General features: G+C 41.0%; 15 protein-coding genes and 1 pseudogene. 15 read left to right on the plus strand and 1 reads right to left on the minus strand.

Annotated elements, in window-relative coordinates:
• Nucleotides 1–161: 161 nt before the first annotated feature.
• The 5 genes from OKX56_RS11055 to OKX56_RS11075 all read left to right on the plus strand — a co-directional run bounded on the left by OKX56_RS11055 (nt 162) and on the right by OKX56_RS11075 (nt 5,062).
• The gene (locus tag OKX56_RS11055) at nt 162–1,676 is read left to right on the plus strand and encodes a reductive dehalogenase (RefSeq protein ID WP_287896461.1); all 1,515 of its coding nucleotides are present in this window, start codon (nt 162–164) and stop codon (nt 1,674–1,676) included.
• Between the two features lie 18 nt (nt 1,677–1,694).
• On the plus strand, nt 1,695–2,012 hold the full coding sequence (locus OKX56_RS11060) for a VcrB family reductive dehalogenase putative membrane anchor (RefSeq protein WP_015043246.1): 318 nt from the start codon (nt 1,695–1,697) through the stop codon (nt 2,010–2,012).
• A gap of 193 nt (nt 2,013–2,205) precedes the next feature.
• Nucleotides 2,206–3,552 carry an FMN-binding protein gene (locus OKX56_RS11065; RefSeq protein ID WP_287896465.1) on the plus strand — a complete coding sequence of 449 codons (1,347 nt, stop codon included), beginning with the start codon at nt 2,206–2,208 and terminating at the stop codon, nt 3,550–3,552.
• A 63-nt stretch (nt 3,553–3,615) separates the two neighbouring features.
• Nucleotides 3,616–4,014 carry a NusG domain II-containing protein gene (locus tag OKX56_RS11070; protein ID WP_193352139.1) on the plus strand — a complete coding sequence of 133 codons (399 nt, stop codon included), beginning with the start codon at nt 3,616–3,618 and terminating at the stop codon, nt 4,012–4,014.
• A gap of 154 nt (nt 4,015–4,168) precedes the next feature.
• Complete coding sequence (locus OKX56_RS11075; protein ID WP_287896472.1) at nt 4,169–5,062, plus strand: FAD:protein FMN transferase; 894 nt, start codon at nt 4,169–4,171, stop codon at nt 5,060–5,062.
• A gap of 549 nt (nt 5,063–5,611) precedes the next feature.
• On the opposite strand, the pseudogene OKX56_RS11080 reads toward OKX56_RS11075, so the two are convergent.
• A pseudogene (locus OKX56_RS11080) lies at nt 5,612–6,469 on the minus strand (transposase); the annotation flags it as partial.
• A gap of 27 nt (nt 6,470–6,496) precedes the next feature.
• Here OKX56_RS11080 and OKX56_RS11085 point away from each other — a divergent pair.
• The 10 genes from OKX56_RS11085 to OKX56_RS11130 all read left to right on the plus strand — a co-directional run bounded on the left by OKX56_RS11085 (nt 6,497) and on the right by OKX56_RS11130 (nt 16,826).
• Complete coding sequence (locus OKX56_RS11085; RefSeq protein WP_015043241.1) at nt 6,497–6,646, plus strand: helix-turn-helix domain-containing protein; 150 nt, start codon at nt 6,497–6,499, stop codon at nt 6,644–6,646.
• A gap of 502 nt (nt 6,647–7,148) precedes the next feature.
• Entirely contained in the window at nt 7,149–8,435 is a 1,287-nt protein-coding gene (locus tag OKX56_RS11090) for a sensor histidine kinase (RefSeq protein WP_287896474.1), read from the plus strand.
• A gap of 330 nt (nt 8,436–8,765) precedes the next feature.
• Nucleotides 8,766–9,407 carry a cobalamin B12-binding domain-containing protein gene (locus OKX56_RS11095; protein WP_287896475.1) on the plus strand — a complete coding sequence of 214 codons (642 nt, stop codon included), beginning with the start codon at nt 8,766–8,768 and terminating at the stop codon, nt 9,405–9,407.
• Nucleotides 9,408–9,416: 9 nt separating this feature from the next.
• Nucleotides 9,417–10,577, plus strand: coding sequence for a uroporphyrinogen decarboxylase family protein (locus tag OKX56_RS11100; protein WP_287896477.1), 1,161 nt, complete (start codon nt 9,417–9,419; stop codon nt 10,575–10,577).
• A 49-nt stretch (nt 10,578–10,626) separates the two neighbouring features.
• Entirely contained in the window at nt 10,627–11,442 is an 816-nt protein-coding gene (locus tag OKX56_RS11105) for a response regulator transcription factor (RefSeq protein WP_021315238.1), read from the plus strand.
• A gap of 12 nt (nt 11,443–11,454) precedes the next feature.
• Nucleotides 11,455–12,468: a uroporphyrinogen decarboxylase family protein gene (locus OKX56_RS11110; protein ID WP_034378052.1), complete on the plus strand. Its 1,014-nt coding sequence runs from the start codon at nt 11,455–11,457 to the stop codon at nt 12,466–12,468.
• 13 nt (nt 12,469–12,481) lie between these two features.
• The gene (locus tag OKX56_RS11115; protein WP_021315254.1) at nt 12,482–13,381 is read left to right on the plus strand and encodes a Tetrahydromethanopterin S-methyltransferase subunit H; all 900 of its coding nucleotides are present in this window, start codon (nt 12,482–12,484) and stop codon (nt 13,379–13,381) included.
• Between the two features lie 16 nt (nt 13,382–13,397).
• Nucleotides 13,398–14,018, plus strand: coding sequence for a DUF1638 domain-containing protein (locus OKX56_RS11120; RefSeq protein ID WP_021315241.1), 621 nt, complete (start codon nt 13,398–13,400; stop codon nt 14,016–14,018).
• Nucleotides 14,015–15,841, plus strand: a complete 1,827-nt coding sequence (locus tag OKX56_RS11125) for an ASKHA domain-containing protein (RefSeq protein WP_021315249.1) — start codon at nt 14,015–14,017, stop codon at nt 15,839–15,841. The genes OKX56_RS11120 and OKX56_RS11125 overlap by 4 nt, the downstream gene beginning before the upstream one ends.
• 118 nt (nt 15,842–15,959) lie before the next feature.
• Entirely contained in the window at nt 15,960–16,826 is an 867-nt protein-coding gene (locus tag OKX56_RS11130) for a uroporphyrinogen decarboxylase family protein (RefSeq protein ID WP_021315235.1), read from the plus strand.
• Nucleotides 16,827–17,053 lie beyond the last annotated feature (227 nt).

Here is a 17,053-nt window from a genome sequence, read left to right on the forward strand (position 1 = left end):
GGAACACTGGCTGCAACTGATTTTCGACAACTTTAAAGAGTAGTTCATTTTTGATTTCGCCAGCGATCTTGGAGATAAGATTTGGACGAAAACTTGACAGAGAACTAGTGATATGGTATTTTAATATTGTACCAACCGGTAGGTACAGGAAGGTGATGAACTTGATAGATAAACGTCAAGAGATTGTAGAAGCAGCGGCTGCTCTGATGCACTCGAAAGGACATGAAAACACCAAACTCAGCGATATTCTAAAGGAGGGTCAACTTATGGAAAAAGAAAAATGTAACAATGATGAGCCGGCAACAATGGACAAGGAAAAAAGTAACAACGATAAGCCGGCAACAAAAATTAATCGCAGACGATTCCTTAAATTTGGAGCTGGAGCTTCTTCAGGTATTGCAATTGCCGCTGCAGCTACTGCATTGGGAGGGAAATCACTTATCGATCCCAAACAGGTATATGCTGGAACGGTCAAGGAACTGGATGAACTTCCCTTTAATATCCCGGCAGACTACAAACCGTTTACCAATCAAAGGAATATATATGGCCAGGCTGTATTGGGAGTACCCGAACCTCTAGCACTTGTAGAGCGTTTTGATGAAGTAAGATGGAATGGTTGGCAGACAGATGGTTCGCCCGGTCTTACTGTACTTGATGGTGCGGCTGCTCGTGCAAGCTTTGCCGTTGATTATTATTTTAACGGGGAAAATAGCGCCTGCAGGGCCAATAAAGGTTTTTTTGAATGGCATCCCAAAGTGCCCGAGCTGAACTTTAGGTGGGGCGATCCGGAGAGAAATATTCATTCCCCCGGTGTAAAAAGTGCCGAAGAAGGAACGATGGCAGTAAAAAGAATGGCTAGATTTTTCGGCGCTGCTAAAGCTGGGATAGCGCCTTTTGACAAACGTTGGGTTTTTACTGAAACGTTTGCCTTTGTTAAAACGCCTGAGGGTGAAAGTCTGAAATTTATCCCTCCGGATTTTGGGTTTGAGCCCAAGCACGTAATATCGATGATTATCCCACAGTCGCCAGAAGGAACAAAGTGTGACCCGTCCTTTTTAGGATCAACTGAATATGGATTAAGTACTGCCCAGATTGGATATGCTGCATTCGGTTTATCCATGTTTATTAAAGATCTGGGATATCATGCGGTTCCAATCGGATCTGACAGTGCATTAGCTATACCTATAGCTATTCAGGCGGGTCTGGGGGAATACAGCAGGTCGGGGCTAATGATTACGCCTGAATTTGGTTCAAATGTTAGACTCTGTGAAGTATTTACTGACATGCCTTTAAATCATGATAAACCTATTTCATTCGGAGTAACTGAATTTTGCAAAACGTGCAAAAAATGCGCTGAAGCATGCGCCCCTCAAGCTATTAGCTATGAAGATCCTACCATTGATGGACCTTGTGGGCAAATGCAAAATTCGGGAATAAAGAGATGGTATGTTGACCCGGTGAAGTGCATTGAATTCTTGTCGCGTGATAACGTCAGAAACTGCTGCGGAGTTTGTATAGCTGCTTGCCCATTTACTAAGCCGGAAGCCTGGCACCATACCTTAATTAGGAGTCTAGTAGGAGCACCTGTTATTACTCCATTCATGAAAGATATGGATGATATTTTTGGATACGGAAAGCCGAATGATGAAAAAGCGATAGCAGATTGGTGGAAATAATAAAAGGAGGTAAAGAACATGGCCCTGATGACTTTTGTCCTGGGATTGTTGGTTGCTAGTTTTGGTTGGGGCGTTAACATCTGGAGGAAGAATACGAAATTTTCAATTACTTGGCTTGGCTGGACAGGAATTGCCTTAAGCTTTATGGTTTTATTGTTTACTATTGCTTGGTCATGGAGCTGCCTTTTAGAGGGTACTCCTCAAGCTGCAGGAGTAGGTTTTCTTATCTTTGGAAGTATTACGGTTGTTATCGGGGCATTAAGCAGGACAATAATTATAAGAGGAATTCCTGCATCTAAAAAAGATCATACTGGTGGCATAAGTCAGAGTACGTAAAGCCCTAAGCAATGTAAATAAGTAAATTGATAATATAGTTATCATAATTGGTTTTAAGATTAAAAGTTTTATTAGAACGAAGGGGGAGGGGGAAGCGCTTCCCCTTCCCATGTGTTTATGATCTCCAACAAATATTATCGTAAATTCAGGCATAAGAACATCCATTTGGTGCAAAAGATGGGGCAATGTCACAATGATTAACAAAAAAATAAAGAATAAAACGAAAAATGGCATTAAGATTATTGCTATATTGATATTAGTAATTTCATTATTTGTTAGTTGGATGTTACCCGAAAAAGATTTACTGCCATTTGTCAAAGAAGTCCTTCCTCAAGCCCAATCCTTCCAAAAGGTTACGTCTTCTCCTTTAACATATGAGGGAATAGTTCAAGGTGAGGATGGAAAGACGCAAAGAGTTGGCTATGTAGTTATTGATCAAGCGATGGGTTATGGCGGACCGATCAAGATGGCTATAGGTATCGATTTGGAAGGAAAAATCCAAAATGCAGTTATTGTAAACTATAAAGATACTCCTTCCTTTGTTCATATGGTTTTGAACCATGGCTATCTCAAGCAGTTTATTGGCAAGGACATTACTGAGCCATTGAACATTGAAAAAGGCATTGATCGTGTCTCCGGGGCAACGTATACCTCCCGCGGAATAGCTAAGGCAATCTCCCAAGGAAGTCACGCTGTAGCAAGAACCCAGTTTAAATTGGATGTTTCGGATGAGGAAGTTGCTTTTAAGTTTGGTGCAAAAGAGATATCTGTACTGTTGCTCGTCATTTTAATGTTGATTGGGGTTGTATTAAAAAGCAAAAAATTAAGATGGGTAACCTTAATTGGCAGCCTAATCTTTATAGGTTTTAAATTTAATACTCCTTTTTCTCTGGCTAACGTGGCGGCGCTATTAATGGGTAATTTCCCTTCCATTCGGGAGGACCTGGTCTGGTATATTCTGCTGATCGGCATGCCAATTATTACCTTTGTGGTTGGTAGAAACCTCTATTGCTTCTGGCTTTGTCCGTTTGGTGCTTTGCAGGAAATTTTAAGTAAGATTGGCGGAGGCAGTTTTAAATGCTGTAACAAAAAAATAGAAACGAAAGCCTCTAAGATCAAATATTTCTTGGTATATTTTGCATTATTGGCTTCCATCTTACTTAGATCCCCCGGCTTTGCCGGTTATGAGCCTTATTCTACTTTATTTGGGTTACAAGGTTTTGGCATTGAATGGTTTATCCTACCCCTAGTGCTCTTTCCATCACTTCTAATCAGGAGATTCTGGTGTCGATTTTTTTGTCCAGGTATGGTCTTTAATGAATTCATTTTAAATTTAAGAAGCTTCAAAAAATTCATTAATGGGAGAATTGATAAATTGAGTCATAAAAAGATGACAGTTCTTGAAACAGTACACACTAAGGAATGCGGTACGTTGATGAAATTCGAGATAAATCTTAAAGACGTTGTGTTCTTGGTGTTAATTAGTAGCATTATTCTAATGATTGTGGTTAATATGTTTCAAATATATCTCAATCGATGACCTTATTAAGGAAGGCTGTCAGATCTGCAAGCGAAGCAGAGAAAGATGAGAGTGGAAAGATAAATGAAACATAATGAAGTCGATAAGCCCATAGATGAGATAAGTAGGCGTAAATTTTTGGTCGGTAGTGTGGCCGCAGGCGCTCTTGCTATGGGCGGTGTTCTGGCTGGTAATAAACATATTTTTGCGCAATCGTTCGAACGATTGAGAAGCGACCGTTGGGAAGTTTCAATCGATGGAAAAGTTGTGAAGGAAGGTTTGATCCCTCTTGAAATCAAGCAGGAATTGTTGATCCCTGTCCAAAACGGAACCGCACGGATCGTATTCGATCAGGGACGAATATATTTACCTGAAGACAATAACATCTGTGAAAAAAAGATCTGTTCCTTGATGGGCTCGATCACGAAGTCCGGCGAGACGATCACCTGCCTTCCCAACAAACTGGTAATACGCATTCTGTAGATAGTATTTCTTTGGAAAATTCAGCATAAGGACTTGTGATATGAAAGTAGGACGATTTCTGAAAATATCTCTCATTTTGTTTTTCACCTGCCTGTGTGGGTGGATTGGATTCATACTATATAACCAAAATGTGCATTATCAGGAAACCCGATTTTTGTTTGATACTGAAGTCTCCCTAGAGGTGAATGGCTGGGGAGCTAAGAGCATTGGTTTACAAGCGTTGAACCGTATGAATGAAATCGATTCGAAACTCGATAAGTTCTCAAAGGGAAGCGAACTGGATAGGATTAACCAAGCTGCTGGAGTTAAGCCAGTTGAGGTTTCGGATTTGACTTTTGAGGCCATCCAACAATCTATAGAGGTTGCAGAGATGACCCAAGGCGCTTTTGATCCAACAATCGGACCGATTATGACCCTGTGGGGCTTTGGGTTGGAGGGGCAACACAGGGTGCCATCAGCTCAGGAGGTAGAGGCAACCTTGAAGCTGGTAGATTACAGGAAGGTAGTTTTGGACCAAGAGAAAAAGACAGTCTTTCTAGCTCAGAAGGGGATGGTTCTCGATCTAGGTGGTATTGCCAAAGGGTACGCTGTAGATCAGGCAGTAAGCATCCTTCGTAAGAATAGTATTACTTCAGCTCTAGTATCTGCGGGAGGAAACATTTTCACCATTGGCCAAAAAAGTGACAATAACCCTTGGCAAATCGGAATCCGTAATCCTGTTGCTAAGGGAAAGGTAGTTGGCTATGTTCAAATGCAAAATCAAGACATAGATACATCAGGTGACTATGAACAGTTCTTCTGGGCTGAAGGGAAAAAATATAGTCATATTATGGATCCACGTACTGGTTATCCTGTTCAAGGAGTGAGTGGATCCACGGTAATCGTGTCTCAGGCTTCACAAGCGGATGCATTGGCTACGGCTGTTTTTGTGCTTGGTGCAGAGAAGGGTCTGAAATTGATAGACGAAGTGAATGGTTCGGGACTGGTCATCAATTCAGAAGGTGAGTTGTTTTTTTCTTCCAAGATGAAAGAGATATTTAAGAAATAGGTACTTATTTATGGCAGTAACCTGCTATTTATATCTAATAACTAGGGGAACATTTTATTACCTAGGGCGGTCTTTACCTTGTAGATGTTCCTCAGTACTACGTGGAAAACAGCCACTAGGCCACTATCGTTTGTGTCATCGATAAAACCTCTCACTTTGTGTCTTAGGAAGATTATCTCATGCACAAAAAAATGAAACTATGTAGGAATTATTTGACGCTTACGTTATCTGCGACTTATTCATTCGCACGGGTGGGTATCTACTCACTTAGTTAGCTTGGTCAATTATGTAATCAAAGGATGGATTTACAAATGGCTAAAGCTCTGATAATAAAAATATATAAACACATAGATTGGAACAGTTCTTGCAATGAAATTATTGAATATTCCATTAATATTTTATATTAATGATGTTAATTGGTTAATGACATTCTTTGAATGTCAGGAGGGCAAGTCTGAAATTGACAGTAACTCTAACCACCGAAGTAAATAGGTACAACAAATAAGCCATCGAATAATGGTTAAATGGGTAAATATGGTTTTTGGTTGGTTATGTTGCTACCGACATAATACGGTAACCTTGGGCTTTTGCCAATAAAATCGCTTGCTCTATCGTAATTTCACGTTCTACTGGAAGAACGTCCGATTTTTTGTACAATTCAGGGTTATAGGGCTCTTTGTTCTTCAAGATGTTATATATTGCAGTTAGCAGCATTCGTGCAATAGCAATAATTGCACGTTTGTGACCTCGACGCTTCTTTTTTAAGTAGCGGTTTCGGATTTCAGGGTGCTTATCACTTTTGACAACGGCGGTTGCACACTGTACTAATAGTGGCTTAATGTAACAGCCCGCTTTTGAAATCCTTACTGACTTTTTCTTGCCGGCACTCTCGTTATTAGTGGGAGTAAGTCCTGCCCAGGAACATAAATGCTTAGCTGTCGGGAATACGTCCATTTTTACACCAATTTCCGAAACCATGGCAATAGCGGAAAACAGGTTTTTAAACGACGGAACAGTTAAGATGAGGTTGGTTTCTTCTGAGTAGGACTTGGCAAGGGAAAGAATAATTGTTTCAAGGCCCGCTTTACACGAATTTAGGTCTTCGTAATGTCGCTGAATGACTTTTAATTTTCCTGCTTGTTCGGGTGTCATCAATCCGTCGATCGCGAGTTCGAGTTCAGGAACCTTCTTCTTCATGGAACCATGGATCAAAGGCTCGATGTCAAAAGAGGTATCAAGCGGATTTTCCAAGATCTTGTCAATGATGTTCATGGAGCTTTTACCGAAGGTATCTGAAACCACATTGCCAAGCTGAATATTAGAAACCGTTAAGCTGTTTTGAAGCCGATTTTTCTCGCTGGACATAAAATTAGTCAACTTAAACCGATAGCGCATCAGGTCGCGAAGGATCATGGAGAATTGACTCCAGAGGGATTGAAAATAAACATTATCTTAAGCTACCAAGAGTTGGCCAATCTGGTTAATGCTTCAAGAGTCATGGTTACTAATGTTCTTAACGAACTTAAACATGAAGGTGTCATTATGATTAATCAACGAATGTTCTATTTAGTGGACAATATGTAGTAAAAGGAATTTATAAAAACTGGATATAAATTAAGTTATATTTCAGAAGGAGTGTCTTACCAAAGACAGCTCTTTTTTTTGTAAAATACTTTACAGAAATATATTTCTTTAAAATATACACTTAAACCAGTCCACTAATAAAAAGGAGGTTTTAAAGAAATTACTATGCTGCTTAATGTTTCTTCCGACTTCTAGATTGAAAATTATTTTTGTTTCCTACTGAAATCTTGGAACTTTATCCTAAAGGTAGAGGATCGATCCTCGGTTTTGTAGAGAATAATGCAAGTATACGATACGAAAAGAAGGTGAAATAAATGTTTGATTCTGATCCACTGTTGCGAGCAGTTGATCCAAGTCTATTTCGACACGGCAACCGAGCATTTTTCAAGGCTTATTGATAAATTTTGGCCACGATCTTTGTAACTAAGGTTATGGAGTTGGGAGTATTATCCTAGAACTGCATAACTACTACTAATAATATAACTAGAATTGCTAAGGGGGAATGGTAGTGGCGCAAAGCAACGATAAAGCAAAGGCGATTAATAGAATAAGTACCATTATTGACAGGACATACCACTTAGCTGAGATTATTACACGAGAAACAATGCAAGAAATTAATAATATGTTTTTTAATGTCTTAGCGATTAATATTGTCTTCATTGATAACAGAGCAGTTCCCATATCTCCCCCATTAGGGTCTTTCCCTAATTGGTGCCAGTCCTATTTTGCTAATAAAAAGCATTTCTTTCAATGTTTATACTGTTTTGAAACGGGTTTGAAAAATAGTTATAACAATGAAAGTTCCAAGGTCTATAAAGGACATTGCGGTCTCACTCTAATTTCTGCTCCTCTATATTCCCGAGATGATGTTCTTTTAGGATGTTTAATTACCGGGCCAGTTCAGCTCATGGAAGCGGAATCTTTGCCCGGAGGGACAGATGGACCACACGAGAATTATTTAAAACATTTGAGTACTATCCCTAAGATTTCTGGTGATCGGTTTACAGCCGTTGCAAGATTAATTTCTACCTTGGCTAATTATCTTACAGTTTCCGAAAGTCTTTCCCGTTATCAACAAGAATTGATGTCCTATCAAGAGCGTCTGCTTCGAGAAATCCAAAAAACAGGCAATCTGGAAAAAGAAATTACTGAGTACCAGTTGATGCTGAAACATGCAGAACTAAGGGAACTGCAGGCCAAAATGAACCCGCATTTCCTTTTTAACGCCTTAAATGTAATCGCCCGATTGGCGTTTGCCGAAGGAGCAGTTGAGACTGAGAGAGCTGTTTTTGCTTTAGCGGATGTGGCCCGTTACGGTATCGAGGGAAATATCGAAATGGTCTTTTTGAAAACGGAATTAGATCATATAAGTTCTTACTTGAGCATCCAACAGTTAAGGTTTGGAAACCGGATTAACGTAAGAATCATAGTAAAAAAAGAACATCTAAACGTGAAAATTCTTCCTTATACTTTACAACCACTGGTAGACAATGCATTCAAACATGGGTTCGAATCGGTCCCCGGCAAACACCGCCTATTAATAAAGGTTGATGAGGATATCCAGGGAAATCGTTTGTTAGTCAATGTCATTGATGACGGAATAGGTATTGAAACTCGACGTTTTACCGAAAGTGATCACTGGTGCCATTGCCCTGGTTCCAGTCTGGAAAATATCCATCAAAGATTGAGACGGTCGTTTGGCGAGGCATATGGATTGCAGTTATCAGGGCCGCCGGATATCAAAGGTACTAAGGTAACATTAATTATGCCGCTAGTTATAGGTAATTAGTGATACAGTTCACTATTGTCACTCATACTCCACCAGCTTTTCTTAGCCATATCTTTGTATTCTTGGGATGCAAATCATCTTTTTCCATTTTCCTTTAAGATTATATTTTATCTATATTAAGTATTTAAGGATATCGATTAAACGAAAATTCAAAATTTTTCTCCAGATCAACAAAAATTAATCCAGAGGGACTAATCAAATAAAATAGAATCTATTATCTCAATAACCTTTTCCTAGAGCAAAACACTCCTTGGGACGGGTGAAATTTTTTTGAAGGTGGCCACTTCAAAAGGACTCAATTAAAGTAGAAAAAGAAAGGAATTAGATGTAATGAGCAAAAAAATTTTAGAACAGCTAACTGAAGCAGTTTCGAACGGTAATGATGATCTAACCAAAGAATTGGTGAGTCAAGGGATTGAAGCAGGATTAACTCCAACAGAAATAATCAATGGAATGTCACCGGGAGCCAGAGAAGCAGGTCGGAAATTTGCGACAGGTGAATATTTTCTCCCTGAGCTAATGATGGCTGGTGAGGCAATGAATGCCGGCGTACAGATACTCATTCCTTATATGACGGGTGATGCTTCTCCTAAATCTATCGGAAAAGTAGTAATTGGTAGCGTTGAAGGAGATGTCCATGACATTGGTAAGAACATCGTTGCTGCGCTATTAAGGGCAGATGGTTTTGAAGTAATAGACTTGGGAGTAGATGTTTCAGCCGATACGTTTATTGAAGCGGTAAAAAAGGAACAACCGGAGATTTTAGGCCTTGGTTCTTACATGTCCACCACCCTAAAAGGGATTGAAGACACAATGGACCTGCTGGTCAAAGAATCTCTGAGAGACAAAGTGAAAGTGCTTATGGGAGGAGTAGCTGTATTCCCACAATATGTTCAACGGGTCGGTGGCGACGGATTTGCTGAGGACGCCGATGGAGCCATACGGGAAGCGAAAAGATTGATAGGGGGGTGAATAATTAATATGGCCAGTAAAGAGCAAATAGAAATGGTAAAAAACATCATTGATAAAAGGGACAAGGGCCAGAAACTGCAGCACATTGAGAGGATCATTCTGACGGTGTTCCAAGAGCATGCCGATAGGATACCGACAGGATTTTTGTTCACGGAATGGATTGTCAACCGGTATGGTTACTCCTGCAGTGAAGCGGCCGCAGATCCCGAAAAGCATTCGGATGCGATAGTGAAGTTTTTTGAAGAATTCGACTATGACGTAGTATTTCCAGGGATTGAAACGACCGTTGTCGAGGCAGAAATCCTAGGGTGTACTTTAAAGAGACCTAAAGATTCAAACCCTCAAATTGTTAAAGAAGCAATAACCTGTGAACGTGATGTTGAAGAACTGGAAGAAAAAGTGGCAGCTTTGGACGGACGTACCGAAGGGCGTATGCCGGTCAGACTGGAACTGTTTAAACAGCTGGTGAAAAAGACAAAAGGTGAGTATGCAGTAATTGCCACGCCGATGCAGCCTCTCCCGGTGGCAATACAAATCTTGGGATACCCTCTGGCCGTTAAATGGATGAAAACAAAGCCTCTTTTAATGCATAGAGTGGTTGAGGCATGTACCCAGGCAGCCATAAAGTTTGCTCAGGCTTTTAAAGAAACCGGGATTCATGGGATTACATCTATTGCAGCTTGGAACAGCGTGCCCAACTTTAGGCCGGAGCAGCTTTGGGAATTCGACACACCGTATCTGGCCAGAATGATTCAAAGTGCCAGTCCTTTGCCATTTATGCACTATTATTGGGGCTTGCACCTTCTTGGTGATGATTGGACAAGGTTTTTGGCCCGCCAGGCTTCAACAGGAACATATATCATGACAAATCTTGACCCTGATCCTCAGCAAGGACCCAGCAGGGATCTGAAGACTTTCCGCGAGCTTGCTAATACTTTTCATAAGGCATATGCCGTAGGAGTCCATACAGAGTTGTTTAAAGAAGGGACACCGGAAATAATTGAAAATCGAGTCAAGGAATATATCAAAGGGCTGTATCCATGTAAGGGAGGGTGCATGGTTGTGCCTTGTGCGATTCCCCAAGGGTCACCTGTGGAAAATGTCCGTGCGTTTATTGATGCTTTAAATAAATATGGGACTTTCCCCATCAATCTGAATAAATTGGATTAAATAGTCCTATATGCTGGAATGTCTAGTTTTCTGTAAGGGAGGGTCTACTATGGCAGAGACAATCCGATTATTGGTTGCGGATGATGAATCATTGGAGCGGGCTGTAATTATTGAAACTATTACCAGTAACGCAAGATGCGACAAGAATTACCATATTCAGGTTTTCCAGGCGCAAGATGGTAATGAAACAATGGAAATATTGAGCCGGCAGGATATTTCAGTGGCGTTTTTAGATGTACGGATGCCAGGGAAAAACGGATTGGATGTAGCGGGACAGATCAAGTTGCATTATCCAGAGGTAAAGTTCACATTCATATCAGCCTATGGTGATTATCCTATGCTGCGCATGGCCTTAAATCTGCAAGCTAAAGATTATCTCCTGAAACCGGTACACCGGCGAGAAATTGTCAATGCTTTTTGGAAAATGGTAGATCCTCAAAATTTGATATCTGAGAAAGATGAAGAAAATACTTCTGAAGACATTAATTCATGGAACCCTTTAGACTCAACTAAACGCGTCATTAACTCAGCCAAGTCATATGTTCGGCAAAACCTTAGAAAACAGCTGACATTGAAAGAAGTAGCCGACCATGTGGGATTTAGTATGAGCTATTTCAGTACTTTGTTCAGTAAAGAAGAGAGCATGACATTTAAAGAATATGTAATCCAATCTCGGATTGAACGGGCTAAAGTCCTTTTGGAGAATACAAATCTTCCCATCAAGACCATTGCGCGTGAAACCGGATTTCAGGATCCCGATTATTTCAGCAAGGTGTTCAGTCAAAAGGTTGGGACCACTCCTTCCAGTTATCACATCCAAGAAGGGAAAGAAGACGACTGGAAAGATCTACTAAATAAACTGTGAGGTGACTAAGACATGAATTCGAGAGAGAGAGTTTTTGCTACTTTAGACGGAAAGATACCTGATCGGGTACCTGTACTTGCCCAGGTTGGAGATCATGCAGGAGTTAGTCAGGGTTTAACTTTTGATGTAATGTACAAGGATGCGAGGAGAGCAGCTGAGGCGCACCTAAAGGCATTAAATCGGTACAAGTATGATTCGGTGGCGATCCAGGTGGAACCAAGTTGGCCGGTAGTTGAAGCGTGCGGCGGAACACTTTTTTATCCCCCTGACAAATACCCGTGGATCACGAAGAATCCTATTTTAACAGAAGAAGATATTAAAAATTTTAAGATGCCGGATTTTGCTAAAGCTCCTGGTTCAAAAGTGACTGTAGAGGGGACGAGGATCCTGGCGGAAAGTACAGACGTTCCGGTAGGTGCGTATGTAACCGGGCCGTTTACCTTCTCAATGCAGCTATTTCCCTATGAGAATTTCATCAGAAGTATCAATAAAAAAGAATTTATGCATGCCCTGATTCAGAAAAGCACAGAAGTAGTGAACGCGTATGCCCAAGCATTAAAAGAAGCCGGGGCATCTTTCTTGGTGATCTGTGAACACGATCTGCAGATGTTCGCTCCCGCAACGATGACCGAGTTTTTCATCCCATATCTAAAGCAGGCGCTCACCTACGAATATAACATTTTGCACATGTGCGGGAAAGTAAATAATCATCTTGATGTAAATGGGGATGCTCTGTCTGACATGGAAAAACTGCAGATGGTCAGTTTAGGGCACCACACAGACATGCTTAAGTTTAAAAAGAAATATACCGGAAAGCTTGGTTTCGCCGGAAACCTAGACCATATTGTCTTTTTGCCCCAGGCTTCCGCAGAGGAAGTAGAGGAAAAATGCGGAGAGATCATCACTGCCGCCAAGGAAGGCGGACAGTACATGCTGTCACCGGGTTGTGAAATTACCGCTGATGTACCGCCGGAAAATGTAGAGGCCATGGTTAGAGCTGCAGAAAAATTTGGGCGGTACGAGTAAAGGGGGGGACGATTTGTTCAAATTCAAAGCTGAACAGAAAATTTATCAAATTGGAAATGTTACAATCGGCGGCCAACCTGGACAGCATCCGACAGTATTAATGGCAAGCATCTTTTATCAGGGTGACAAGCTTGTTAAAGATGAAGAAAAGGGAACTTTTGATCAAGAAGGAGCCCTTGGCTGGATTAACAAAATTGATGATATGTGCAGAAAAGTTAAACTTCCTCTGATGATAGATATTGTCGGAGCCAGCGAAAATGCTATGCGTGCCTATGTTGAATTCATCGGACGCAACACAGATCTGCCGTTCATCATTGATGGGACGGTTGCCAAAGTGAGAATTGCCGGAGTGGAAATGGCTGCCAAGCTTGGTTTACAGGACAGGGCAGTGTTTGATTCCGTAAACGTTGAGAGTAAAGATGAGGAACTGAAAGAAGTAAAAAAGCATGGTTTGAAGGCCACCGTAGTTATGTTGAACAATTCAAAGAAGCCAACAGCCCAGGGCAGAGTAGATATTGCTGAAGCACTGATTGAACGGGCTAAGTCCTATGGTTTTCAAAAACTGATGCTTGACATGGCCGTACTGGACATAGTGGAGCCGGGGCCGGCAGCTAAAGCAATATATATGCTCAAAGACAAATATGGATATCCTGCCGGCTGTTCACCAACCCATACGGTGATTACCGGATGGAAGAAATCATTTATGTATAACAAGATTGAAGTAGCTTCCACCAAAACCAGTATGGCGACCAGCCTGCAGCTTTTGGGTGCCGACTTTATTATGTATGGAATCAAACAAACGGAAATAGTGCCGTCCATGGCGGCAGTTGATGCTTTGGTTGCTTATAGCTGTATGCAGCATGGCGTAAGGCCTGCCAGCCATGATCATCCTTTGTACAATGTTTTTAAGTAAATTTTTGGGGTGAAAAATGTCTAACATAATTGTCGCCTGCGGAACTTTGAAAATTCCATTAGAAAAAGCTATCGAAGCATTGCACGAAGATGAGCGGCCGGACATTATTTACCTGCCTGCGATTATGCACCTTTATCCAGATAAGTTGTCAGCTGCTATTAATGGACTGCTCGCTTCCTTTAAAGGCATATACAGTGGAATAATTGTTGTTTACGGCAAATGTGCTTACAGAATTGATGAAATAGTTAATCAACATGGGGCAATCAGGGTTCCAGGCGAATTATGTTATGCGATGTATGTCGGTGAAGACATCTACCGGGAAATGCTTAAAAAAGTGCCGGGAACCTATTTTTTGACAGACGATGTATGCAGGAATTTTAACAAGCTGGTTGTAGAGCCTTTGGATTGGAAAGAGCGGCCTAGGATTAAAGAAATGATGCTTCGGAATTATCAACGAGTTGTCTACTTGGATGTCATGGAAGATAACTCCCTTGACAAGAAAGCTCGCGAAATAGCTGACTTTCTTAACCTACCCCTGGAAATTCAAAGAATTGGTAGCAAAAATTTTGAAACACTTATTAGGCAAACTTTAAAAGAAATTAAGCAGTTTCCCAAGAGCAATGGAGGAAAGCTATGACTGATAGAAAAATAGTTTTTTATCCTGAAGAGAAGATGATTTTGACTGGTGAAAAAAAAACTATTTTAGAAGCCTCTCAAAAAGCTGGTATAGCTATTGAAGCCACATGCGGCGGCAAAGGAACTTGTGGTAAATGCAGGGTACGCATTCAACATGGGGCAAGAGAACCATTAACAAATGTCGAGGAAAACTTCCTTAGTTCATCAGATGTAGAAAAAGGGATAGCCCTGGCTTGTCAGTGCCGGGGCTATGGTAATCTTGAGGTTTTTGTTCCGGAAAAAGGAAATGAATTATCTCGAAAATTGAGCCTGGAATCGAAAAAAGTATTACTGGACACAGATTTAAGAAAAGAATACTTGGAATTAGAGAAACCACATGTTCATGATTTCAGATCAGATGCAAACCGCCTCATAGATGGGTTGAAAGGGAAACAAATTAATCCATTGCAGCTCGATGTATTATCTACTATACCATTTATCCTGCGGGAAAATGATTTTAAGGTTACTGCTGTTCTGGCGGGAAACGAATTATTGGTAGTAGAAGCAGGGGATACACGTAACAAAATCTATGGAGTAGCATTGGATATTGGAACAACCACTGTTGTTGGTTTTTTGCTGGATTTATGTCAAGGTCTTGTAATAGGAGCCGCATCCCGTACTAATAAGCAGAATTCTTATGGGGCAGATGTTATATCCCGCATCCAGTTTTCTAATGAACAAGATAACGGTTTGAAATGTTTGCAGGAAGATGTATTAAGTGTCATAAATGAAATAATCAATGAATTGACACAGCAGAATGGAATTGATATTGGGAGCATCTATCAGGTGTTGGTCGTAGGAAACACCGTCATGTCCCATCTGTTTTTAGGGTTGTCCCCCGCTGCACTGGGAAAATCACCTTTTATTCCTGCATTCTCTTCCATGACAGTAATCCCTGCCTATGCCTTGGGATTAGAAATCAATCATCGTGCGCAGGTTATCGTGTTGCCTAACATTGCAGGATATGTTGGTTCTGATACTGTGGCGGCTTTGTTAGCAGTGAAGATAGACAAATATACCGGATCGGCAATGATGATTGATCTAGGTACCAACGGAGAAATAGCACTGGCGTGTGATGGAAGACTGTATACCTGCTCTACAGCTGCAGGGCCAGCTTTTGAAGGTGCTCATATTTATCACGGGATGAGAGCCGTTAAAGGGGCTATAGAAAAAGTACGTATTGATAAAACGGTGACTGTTGATGTTATCGGAAATGTTGCTCCATGTGGGATTTGTGGCTCCGGTTTAATTGACGCTGTTTCGGAATTGGTAAAAGCAGGTATTATTAATAACAACGGCCGGATTATGTCTCAAAAAGACCTGGATGGGAAAATTCCAGAAGAATTGTGGCACCGGTTACGTCACAGTAGCTCTGGACAGGATTTTGTCCTTTATTATGGCACAACAGATGCTGATGATATAGTTTTAACCCAGCGGGATGTACGTGAATTACAGATGGCAAAGGCTTCTGTCAGGGCTGGAGCAGAAATTCTTTTGAAGGAAGCAGACATTAAGGCAAGAGATTTAAACGCGGTGATGCTGGCTGGGGCATTTGGTAGCTTTGTCAGGAAAGAGAGTATTCTCTCAATAGGAATGCTTCCAAGAGTAGATGAGAGAGTTGTCTATTCTGTAGGAAATGCAGCAGGAGAAGGTGCAATTTTAGCGCTTTCTTCAGAAAACGAGCGAAATCATGCACAGTATCTGGCTAGGAAGGCAACTCACGTCGAACTTTCGCTCAGAGCGGATTTCAATAGGTCCTTTAGAGATGCCTGTGCTTTTATGTGAACATGATCAATGGACGGGCTAAAACGCGGGTTAGTTTGGAGAAGGTTAAGAATAGGAATAGATTGTACTTCAAAATCTTTTAAGTAAATATTACTAGTTTACTTTATTGGAGGGAAGAATGGTGGAATTTAAATGTCCTGGACATAATCAAGATCATATTCCAGAAGAGGTTCTAAGGGAAGCTGGGATAACTTTTCCGAAGGCTTACACGGATAAAAATAACATAGTTGCTCTTGCCAGAGTACAAAAGAAATACCAGGACGATGTGTTTGCCAAGGTACCTTTTTGTGTCACGGTCGAAGCAGAAGCCTTCGGAGCATATATAAAAATGGGCGATGCTATGCACCGACCAAGACCAAATGGCCACCGCTTCTCGTCTATTGAAGAACTATCCGGTATCCAAGCGCCAGATATTTCTAAAGGCCGAATTGGAGAAGTACTGGATGCTGTGGGGATCCTGGCTGAGTCGGGTGAAAAAGTAATACTCAACATTGTCGGTCCATTCACGATTATTTATGCCTTGATAAATCATACAATTTTTTACCATGGCTTGCGTAAGGATCCAGAGCAAATCAAGAAAATCATGGCTGTTATTGAAAAGAGTGTTATTCAATATGGTATTGAGGGTGTAAAAAGGGGTGCCTCTATTATTTCCTACGAGGACGCGGTAGGTGTACCGGATGTTATAGGACCAACTATTTACCAGGATTTCAGCGGCTCATCAAACCTACGAATTATTAATGGAATAAAAGAAGTTGGGGGGAGATTTCTGATCCATCTTTGTGGCCGAACCTCCGCAGCGCTTGAAAACGCAGATATGGTCCACTCGTATGCTATTGACACCGACAATGCTTCCACCTATGGTCAAGCTCTGGCAGGGCTTCTGGATAAGTTAACTGAACCTATTGTTGTGGGTCACAGGTGTATAGCATGGGGTCCAATGAAGATGGATCAGCCCTACATTTGGGGAATAGAATTAACCTAGATATAAAAGGTCATGAATATCCTCTTTACTATATTTTATAATAAATTTCTTCTAGGTTTTCAAGGATGCCTGTTATTATAATATTTTATGATTGAGGTAGTTAGTTTGAAAGAGTTCAGACATGAGACTGCGTAAAAAGAAGGGTACACCAAAATAAGCCCACCAAATGCGGACTTTAAAAATGAATATTGAATTAAAGTATTAAGTCGTATTACGCATATCGGGTA

Source organism: Dehalobacter sp. (assembly GCF_030063005.1).
Lineage (GTDB): Bacteria > Bacillota > Desulfitobacteriia > Desulfitobacteriales > Syntrophobotulaceae > Dehalobacter > Dehalobacter restrictus.

Coding starts and splice junctions, on each gene's coding strand:
- OKX56_RS11130 (WP_021315235.1), top strand. CDS start 15,960: ATGGTGGAATTTAAATGTCCTGGACATAATCAAGATCATATTCCAGAA.
- OKX56_RS11110 (WP_034378052.1), top strand. CDS start 11,455: ATGAATTCGAGAGAGAGAGTTTTTGCTACTTTAGACGGAAAGATACCT.
- OKX56_RS11125 (WP_021315249.1), top strand. CDS start 14,015: ATGACTGATAGAAAAATAGTTTTTTATCCTGAAGAGAAGATGATTTTG.
- OKX56_RS11120 (WP_021315241.1), top strand. CDS start 13,398: ATGTCTAACATAATTGTCGCCTGCGGAACTTTGAAAATTCCATTAGAA.
- OKX56_RS11095 (WP_287896475.1), top strand. CDS start 8,766: ATGAGCAAAAAAATTTTAGAACAGCTAACTGAAGCAGTTTCGAACGGT.
- OKX56_RS11065 (WP_287896465.1), top strand. CDS start 2,206: ATGATTAACAAAAAAATAAAGAATAAAACGAAAAATGGCATTAAGATT.
- OKX56_RS11105 (WP_021315238.1), top strand. CDS start 10,627: ATGGCAGAGACAATCCGATTATTGGTTGCGGATGATGAATCATTGGAG.
- OKX56_RS11100 (WP_287896477.1), top strand. CDS start 9,417: ATGGCCAGTAAAGAGCAAATAGAAATGGTAAAAAACATCATTGATAAA.
- OKX56_RS11060 (WP_015043246.1), top strand. CDS start 1,695: ATGGCCCTGATGACTTTTGTCCTGGGATTGTTGGTTGCTAGTTTTGGT.
- OKX56_RS11070 (WP_193352139.1), top strand. CDS start 3,616: ATGAAACATAATGAAGTCGATAAGCCCATAGATGAGATAAGTAGGCGT.
- OKX56_RS11090 (WP_287896474.1), top strand. CDS start 7,149: ATGGTAGTGGCGCAAAGCAACGATAAAGCAAAGGCGATTAATAGAATA.